This is a genomic window from Streptomyces huiliensis (assembly GCF_020037025.1).
GTDB lineage: Bacteria > Actinomycetota > Actinomycetes > Streptomycetales > Streptomycetaceae > Streptomyces > Streptomyces huiliensis.
This window is the reverse complement of record NZ_JAIQLH010000328.1, coordinates 1-7,746: the sequence shown is the minus strand read 5'-3', so window position 1 is coordinate 7,746 and position 7,746 is coordinate 1. Positions and strand designations below refer to the sequence as shown.

Here is a 7,746-nt window from a genome sequence, read left to right as displayed (position 1 = left end):
GCGCGGGGCCGGGCCCGCCGCGCGGCAGCAGCCGGGCGCCGAGGGTGAGGGCGCGGGTGGTGGTGGCGGGAGCCACGCCGTGCAGCCGGACGGCGGCCTTGGCGACCGGCGTGAGCACCAGCTCCGGGCGGCGGCGTTCGGCGGCGCGGACGATCGCGCGGGCGGCCCGCTCGGCGTCCATGGACAGCAGCGGCAGCCCTGAGGAGACCGCGAACCACGCGTACTCCCGCGTCGGTTGGCCGCTGAAGCGGGCGGCCGTGTGCGAACCGGTGCGCATCAGGCCGGGCAGCACGGTGGTGACGCTGACGCCCTCGGCGGCGAGTTCGGCCCGCAGCCCCTGGGAGAGCCCGGTGAGGGCGAACTTCGCGCCCGCGTACGGCAGCAGGTGCGGGGCGGCGACCCGGCCGCCGAGCGAGGCGATGGTGACGATGCGCCCGCCGCCGCGTTCGCGCAGCTCGGGCAGGGCGGTCAGGACGAGCCGCAGCGGCGCGAAGTACATCGTCTCCATCGCGTCGCGGAAGTCCGTCTCGGTCATCGCGGAGACCGGTCCGACCTGGATGGTGCCCGCGTTGTTGACGAGGACGTCGAGGCCGCCGAACGCGGTGGTCGTGGCGTCGACGAGCCGCCGGGCGGCCGAGGGGCCGGTGACGTCGCAGGCGAGGGCGCGGACCTCGGCGCCCTCGGCGCGCAGCATGCGTTCGGCCCGGCCCAGTTCCTCGCCGTCGCGGGCGCAGATGAGCACCTTGCAGCCGCGGCGGGCGAGTTCGCGGGCGATGAGCAGGCCGAGCCCCCGTGAGGCCCCGGTCACCAGCGCGGCGCGGCCCGCCAGGCGGTCGTGGGACGGTTGCGTCATGGCACCCTCCTTGGCGTCCTCGGCGCCCTCGGCGGTCACTCGCCGACGGCCTGCTGCATCCGGACCCGTACGAACTGGAGCAGGTCCGAGCCGGTGAGCGCGGTGAGCGCGGCGGCGGCCAGCCGGGTGGGCCGGGGGGCGAAGACCAGCCCGGCCGCCAGCCCGCTGACGATCCACATGCCGGTGCAGAACGGGCAGGTGATCAGCTCGCCGACGACCTTGCGGGCGCCGTGGCCGCGGACCTCCTCCTGGACCTCGCCGGGGCCGCCGGCGCCGCGGAAGCGGGCGAACGGGACCCGGAGCGGGCTCGTCACGGAGTCCTTGGTGAGGAGCCGGGACAGCCGGTGGGTGGCGCCCGCGCACAACAGCACGTCCCACGGCCCGGGTTCCGGCACCCGGCGGCCGGTGAGGCGGGCGGCCCCGGCCAGGGCGGCGATGCCCGCGGCGTAGACGGCCATGGCTCCGGTGTAGGCGCCGACGGGATGGTCCTCGCCGCCGTAGGCGGCCCGTTCGTCCTCTGCGGCCCGCCGCAGGCCGTTCTCGGCGGCCTCAGGGTCCTCGGGGCTCGGCATGGTGCCTCCTGCTGTGCGCGCGTCGGTCGGGTTCGATGGGTCCGTGCCGCGCCCGCCCACCGTGCCACGGGGTGGCGGTGCGCGCACGTCGGCCGGTACCGGCGGTTTCCCGGGAGGGGGCGCGGGTACGCTCCCGGCCTCGTCCCGCCTGGAAGGGTTCTCGCCATGGCCTCGCGCAAACCCCCGCTCCGTCCGGTCGTCTGGCAGCCGCCGCGCCGCCCCCGGGGGCCGGTCCCCGGCGCGGGCGCGGCCGTACTGCCCCCGGTGCGGCGGCTGCCGCTGGGCGCCAGCGGCCCGGAGGACGTCCGGTGGGACGCCGTCTCGGGCCGGGTGCTGACCGGGGTGGCGGACGGCCGGGTGCTCTCCGTGGACCCGGCCGGCGGCCCGGTCCGGACGCTCGCCCGCACCGGCGGCCGGCCGCTGGGCCTCTGCCCGCTCCCCGACGGGCGGCTGCTGGTGTGCGACGCCGAGCGCGGCCTGCTGCGCCTCGACCCGGCGTCCGGCCGCACCGAGACGCTGCTGGGGGCGGACGGCGATCCGCTGTGGGTGTGCAGCAACGCGGTCGTCGCGCCGGACGGCGCGGTGTACGTCAGCGACGCCTCCGCCCGGTTCCCGCTGGAGCACTGGATGGGGGACCTGCTGGAGCACTCCGGCACCGGGCGGCTGCTGCGGTACGAGCCCGGGGCCGCGCGCCCCGAAGTGGTGCTGGAGGGGCTGCAGTTCGCCAACGGTGTGGCCCTGGCCGGCGACGGCTCCTCGGTCGTGGTCGCCGAGTCGGGCGCGTACCGGCTGACTCGGCTGTGGCTGACGGGCCCGCGGGCGGGCGGCCGGGAGGTGTTCGCCGATGCCCTGCCCGGCTTCCCCGACAACCTCTCCACCGGCCCGGACGGTCTCGTCTGGGTGGCGCTGGCGGGTCCGCGCGAGCCCCTGCTCGACCTGCTGCACCGGTCGCCGCCGGTGCTCCGACGGGCCGTCTGGGCGCTGCCGTCCGCGCTGCTGCCGGGTCCCCGGCCGGTCACCCGGCTGCTGGCGCTGGACGCGGCGGGCCGGGTGGTCCGGGACCTGCGGCGGCCGGGGTCCGGCTTCCGCATGGTGACCAGCGTCTGCGCACACGCGGGGCGGCTGTACCTGGGGAGCCTGCTGGAGCCCGCGGTGGGGATGGCGGAACTGCCGGGCGCCGCGTAACTGCCGGGCGCCGCAGAGCGGATCAGCGTCCGAGGGCCCGCTTGAGCTCGTCCTTGTTCATGTGCGACCGGCCCTCGACGTTCTTCTTCTTGGCCTCTTCGTACAACTGGTCCCTGGTCGGGCCCTTGGCGCCGGTGTGCGACCGCTGACCGCCCCGCTTGGAGGACGACATGTCCTGGAGGGAGGTGCGGCTGGCCGTCTTGGACTCGCCGGCGCGGGCGCGTTCCTTGTTCACCGTGCGGCTCGCGATCTCCTTGGCGCGTTTCTCGCTCGCGCCGCGCGACTCCGCGCTGTCCTTGATGTGCTCGTACTGCCGTTCGCGCTTGGGGCTGGATCCTGCGGGCATGGGGTCACTCCTTCGCTCGCTGCGCTCGTTCCCCCCTCGGCTCGTCTGCCCTCACCGTCCCACGGCATGCGGGCCGCCGCCGGGGGGACGGGACCGATCGGGCGCGGCGGCCGCCGCCGTCACCGGCGGGTGCGGTAGCGGAGCAGCGCCCAGCAGGGCAGGGCGAACCAGCAGAGGACGAACCACACGACGAGCCCGGCGACCACCCACGGCACCGCCGGGCCGCGCAGGGCGAGCCGCAGGATGAGCAGCAGCGCGGAGGCGACCGTGGCCAGCAGGAGCACCAGGCCGACGACGGTCAGCCGGGACACCCACACGACCGTCTCGGGCTTCAGCCGCCGTCCGGTGACGATCCGGTGGAAGGAGACGGGCCCGATGAGGGAGCCGGTGGTGGCGGCGCCGAGCACCACCGTGACGACGTAGATGGTGCGGTCGGTCGCGGAGAGGGTGGTGAAGCGCGGGGTGAAGACGACGGTCAGCAGGAAGCCGAAGAGGATCTGCACCCCGGTCTGGGCGACCCGCACTTCCTGGAGGAGTTCGTTCCAGCGCCGGTCCGCGCGTTCCTCCGGTGACTCGTCGCGTCCCCCGGTCCGCGCGCGGTCGTCGCGTCCTCCGGGCGTGGGCATGGGGCGTCCTCCTCTGGCCGGGGCGAGTACCCCGCGCGTACCCGGTCATGCGCGCCCCCGGGCGGCTCCGGGGGTCCCACCGGTGTGCGGGCGGGCTTCCGCCCACCGGATTCCGGGGGTGGACGACCAGGACAAAACGGATCAGGCGGAGGACACTGGAGATGCACACAGGCCGTCCCCATGGCGGATGGGCGACCGACAGGAGGTGATCACTGTGGTGCCGCTGCTCCTGGTCCTGATCCTCGCGATCATCCTCTTCGGCGCGGGCTTCGCGGTGAAGATTTTGTGGTGGATCGCGCTGGCCGTGCTGGTCATCTGGCTGCTCGGCTTCCTCGTCCGCTCCGGCGGAGGCCGGTGGTACCGCTGGTAGCGCGGACCCGCGCCGGGCGTCCTGCCGGGCGCGGGTCACCGGCGGCCGGCGGTCAGTCGTCCTCCAGCCGCGCGAAGGGGCTGTCGTCCAGCCCCGCCAGCAGGTCGGCGGGGTCGCGGTAGACCGCGACCGCGCCGGCCTCCTCCAGTTCGGCGCGCGCGATGCCGCCGGACAGCAGCGCGACGCAGCCCACTCCGGCCTTCCGGGCGGCGTGGACGTCCCAGACGGTGTCGCCGAGGAACAGCGCGCGTCCGGGTTCCGCTCCGGCCTGCTCCAGCGCCTGCCGTACGGGGTCGGGGGCTGGCTTGCTCGCCTCGACGTCGTCCGCGCTGGTCGCGGCCATGATCGCGTCGTCGGCCCCGATCGCCTCGCGCAGCGCGGCGAGTTCGGAGCCCTGGGCCGAGGTGGCGAGGACGACGCGCCAGCCGCGCCCGGCGAGCGCCCGGACGAGTTCCCGCGCGCCTTCGACTACCGGCAGCCGCTCGAACCAGGTGGCGTAGAGCGTCTTGTGCGCCGCGCTGATGCCCTCGTCGGCGTCGCGGTCGCGGTCCTCGCCCAGCAGCCGGTCGAGGAGTCTGCCGGAGCCCATGCCGATGGTGTGGTGGACGTCCGTCATCGCGACCCGGTGCCCGGCCTGCCGGAGCGCCTCGAACCAGCAGACGGTGTGCAGGTAGTTGGTGTCGACGAGGGTGCCGTCGACGTCGAGGAGGGCCGCGCGCGGCCGGCCGGTCACGCGGCGGCCCCGGGCTTCAGCAGGGTCTTGACCATGCCGTCCTCCTTGGCCTGGAAGGTCCGGTAGGCCTCGGGGCCCTGCTCCAGCGGCAGCGTGTGGGTGGCGAAGCCCTCGACGCCCAGCGGATCGGCGTCGTCGAGCAGCGGCAGGATGTCGTCCACCCACCGGCGGACGTTGGCCTGGCCCATGCGGAGCTGGATCTGCTTGTCGAACATCGTCATCATCGGCATCGGGTCGAGCATCCCGCCGTAGACACCGGAGAGCGAGACGGTGCCGCCGCGCCGCACGGCCTGGATGGCCGTGTGCAGCGCGGCCAGCCGGTCCACGCCGGCCCGGTCCATCAGCTTCTGCGCCCAGGCGTCCGGCAGCAGCCCGACGAGCTGCTGGGCGGTCTTCCACACGGGCGCGCCGTGCGCCTCCATGCCGACGGCGTCGATGACGGCGTCGGTCCCGCGCCCTTGGGTGAGGTCCCGGATGGCGGTGACGACGTCGTCGCCGCGCTCGGTGTGGGCGCGCAGGTCGAGGACGGTCACGCCGCGGGCGGCGGCCCGGGCCAGCCGCTCGGGCACCAGGTCGACGCCGACGACCAGGCTCGCGCCGCGGTGCAGGGCGATGCGGGCGGCCATGTCGCCGATGGGCCCGAGGCCCAGCACGGTGACGGTGCCGCCGGGCGGGATCGCGGCGTACTCGACGGCCTGCCAGGCGGTGGGCAGGACGTCGGAGAGGTAGACGTACCGTTCGTCGGGCGGCCCGTCGGGGACCTTCACGGGCAGGGTGTTGCCGAAGGGCACCCGCAGGAACTCGGCCTGCCCGCCGGGCACCTGGCCGTAGAGCTTGCTGTAGCCGAACAGGGCGGCACCCATGCCGCGCTCGCGCACCTGGGTGGTCTCGCACTGCGACTGCAGCCCCTGGTTGCACATGTGGCAGGCGCCGCAGGAGACGTTGAACGGCACCACGACCCGGTCGCCCGGCGCGAGGGCGGTCACGTCCGGGCCCGTCTCCTCGACGACGCCCATCGGCTCGTGGCCGAGGATGTCGCCGGGGTCGAGGTACGGCCCGAGGACCTCGTAGAGGTGGAGGTCCGATCCGCAGATGCCGGTGGAGGTGACGCGGACGATGACGTCCGTGGGCTCCTCCAGCCGGGGGTCGGGGACCGTCTCCACCCGGACGTCCCGCTTTCCGTGCCAGGTCAGGGCCCGCATGCCGTCTCCCTCGTGCTGCCTCGTGCTGGTTCTCGCCGTATCCGTGCTCCGGGGGGCCGGATTCCGGATGCCGGGTTCCCCGGGGGCGGGCGGCGAAACCGGGGCGCGGGGCGGTCGGCCGAACGGACGAACCGCGGACGCGGCCCCGGGTACGTCCGCCGCGCGGGGGAATCCGTTCCTCCATGGCGCACCCTCCCGGCTCCTCACCCGGCCCGACCGACGGCTCCTCCGGCCCGCTCCTCCAGGGCGAACCCGAGTCCTACTGGCTGTCCACCGCTCCCGCCTCCCCCGACTCCGCGTACCCCCCGCTCACCGGCACCGGAACCGATGTGGACGTGGCCGTGATCGGCGGGGGCGTCGCCGGGCTGAGCACCGCGTGGGAGCTCGCCCGCGCCGGGCGCTCCGTGGCCGTCCTGGAGGCGGACCGGATCGCCGCCGGGGTGACGGGCCACACCACCGCCAAGGTCACCGCCCTGCACGGCATGGTCTACGCCCGGCTGCGGCGCACCCGCGGCCCGGAGGGCGCGCGGCTGTACGCGCGGTCGCAGTCGGAGGCGGTCGAGCACGTCGCGGAGGTGGCGGCGCTGCTGGGGGCCGACTGCGAGCTGGAACGGCGCCCGGCCTTCACCTACGTGACCCGCCCGGAGGCCCGTGGCGAGGTCCGCGAGGAGGTCAACGCGGCGGCGCAGGCCGGTCTGGACGCGACGTACACGGAGCGGACCGGCCTTCCGTACCGCGTGGAGGCGGCCGTACGCCTCGACGACCAGCTGCAGTTCCACCCGCGCAAGTACCTGCTCGCCCTCGCCCGGGACCTGGTCGCCCGCGGCGGCGCCCTCCACGAGCACACCCGCGTCACCGGCCTGGACGAGGGCACGCCCTGCCGGGTGACGACCGCCGACGGCGCCGTGCTCACCGCCCGGGACGTCGTGGTCGCCACCCACTACCCCGTCTTCGACCGGGCCCTGCTCTTCGCCCGGCTGTCCCCGCGCCGGGAACTGGTGGTCACCGGCACCGTCCCCGCCGACCAGGACCCCGGCGGGATGTACATCACCGAGGAGGGCACCAAGCGGTCCGTCCGCAGCGCCCCGCACGGCGACGGCCGCCGGCTGCTCATCGTCACCGGCGAGAGCTTCAAACCCGGCACCGCCGACGTCGCGGCCCGCTTCGAACGGCTGGCGGCCTGGGCCCGCGAGCGCTACCCCATGATCGTCTTCGACCGGCACTGGGCCACCCAGGACAACGACTCCACCGACACCGTCCCCCTGGTCGGCCCCTTCCACCCGCGCGCCCGCCACACCTGGGTCGCCACCGGCTTCGGCGGCTGGGGCATGAGCGGCGGCGTCATGGCGGGCCGGCTGCTCGCCGAACTCGTCGAGGGCCGGCGGCCGCCCTGGGCCGACCTGTACGACCCCCGGCGGCTGTGGACCCAGGTCCGCGAGGCCCCCGCCTTCCTCCGGCACCAGGCCGAGGTCGCCCGGCACTTCGTCGGCGACCGCCTCCGCCCGGGCGGCGCCGACTCCGTCGCCGGCATCGCCCCCGGCACGGGCGAGGTGGTACGCGTCAACGGCCGGCACTGCGCGGTCTACCGCGACGAGGACGGCACCGCGCACGCCGTCTCCGCCCGCTGTACGCACCTGGGCTGCCTGGTCGCCTTCAACGCGGCCGAGCGCGCTTGGGAATGCCCCTGCCACGGCTCCCGCTTCGCGCCCGACGGCTCGGTCCTCCAGGGACCGGCGGTCCGGCCGCTGGAGCGGCGGGAGGCCGGGGGGTGAGGGTGCCCCGGACCCGCCCCTTCGCCGCGTCCCGGGGGACAAGCCCCCCCGGACCCCCTGAACCCGCGCTCCGCGCGGTACAACCGC

General features: G+C 75.6%; 9 protein-coding genes. 3 read left to right on the top strand and 6 right to left on the bottom strand.

The genetic code is table 11. From position 1 onward, the window contains the following. Together JNW98_RS32505 and JNW98_RS32500 are read right to left on the bottom strand one after the other, a co-directional pair. Positions 1–853, bottom strand: an 853-nt coding sequence (locus tag JNW98_RS32505) for an SDR family NAD(P)-dependent oxidoreductase (RefSeq protein WP_223771899.1), incomplete at its 3' end; no start/stop codon positions are given. Between the two features lie 35 nt (positions 854–888). Continuing rightward, positions 889–1,425 (bottom strand): DUF1360 domain-containing protein, encoded by a 537-nt coding sequence (locus JNW98_RS32500; RefSeq protein WP_223771898.1) that lies wholly within the window; start codon positions 1,423–1,425, stop codon positions 889–891. 165 nt (positions 1,426–1,590) lie between these two features. Here JNW98_RS32500 and JNW98_RS32495 point away from each other — a divergent pair, with 165 nt between their 5' ends. After that, positions 1,591–2,610, top strand: coding sequence for an SMP-30/gluconolactonase/LRE family protein (locus tag JNW98_RS32495; RefSeq protein WP_223771897.1), 1,020 nt, complete (start codon positions 1,591–1,593; stop codon positions 2,608–2,610). Positions 2,611–2,632: 22 nt separating this feature from the next. On the opposite strand, the gene JNW98_RS32490 is transcribed toward JNW98_RS32495, so the two are convergent. Together JNW98_RS32490 and JNW98_RS32485 are read right to left on the bottom strand one after the other, a co-directional pair. Beyond that, positions 2,633–2,956: a plasmid stabilization protein gene (locus tag JNW98_RS32490; protein WP_223771896.1), complete on the bottom strand. Its 324-nt coding sequence runs from the start codon at positions 2,954–2,956 to the stop codon at positions 2,633–2,635. Positions 2,957–3,075: 119 nt separating this feature from the next. Next, positions 3,076–3,582 (bottom strand): DUF6328 family protein, encoded by a 507-nt coding sequence (locus JNW98_RS32485; RefSeq protein WP_223771895.1) that lies wholly within the window; start codon positions 3,580–3,582, stop codon positions 3,076–3,078. Positions 3,583–3,796: 214 nt separating this feature from the next. Here JNW98_RS32485 and JNW98_RS32480 point away from each other — a divergent pair, with 214 nt between their 5' ends. Then, a complete protein-coding gene (locus JNW98_RS32480; RefSeq protein WP_004955622.1) occupies positions 3,797–3,952 on the top strand; it encodes a hypothetical protein in 156 nt (51 codons plus the stop codon). A 52-nt stretch (positions 3,953–4,004) separates the two neighbouring features. Here the strand turns inward: JNW98_RS32480 and JNW98_RS32475 are convergent, their stop codons facing one another. Together JNW98_RS32475 and JNW98_RS32470 are read right to left on the bottom strand one after the other, a co-directional pair. Continuing rightward, positions 4,005–4,685 (bottom strand): HAD family hydrolase, encoded by a 681-nt coding sequence (locus JNW98_RS32475; protein WP_223771893.1) that lies wholly within the window; start codon positions 4,683–4,685, stop codon positions 4,005–4,007. Further along, entirely contained in the window at positions 4,682–5,887 is a 1,206-nt protein-coding gene (locus tag JNW98_RS32470) for a zinc-dependent alcohol dehydrogenase (RefSeq protein WP_223771892.1), read from the bottom strand. The genes JNW98_RS32475 and JNW98_RS32470 overlap by 4 nt, the downstream gene beginning before the upstream one ends. 182 nt (positions 5,888–6,069) lie before the next feature. Here JNW98_RS32470 and JNW98_RS32465 point away from each other — a divergent pair, with 182 nt between their 5' ends. Next, positions 6,070–7,659 carry an FAD-dependent oxidoreductase gene (locus JNW98_RS32465; protein ID WP_223771891.1) on the top strand — a complete coding sequence of 530 codons (1,590 nt, stop codon included), beginning with the start codon at positions 6,070–6,072 and terminating at the stop codon, positions 7,657–7,659. Positions 7,660–7,746: the final 87 nt, after the last annotated feature.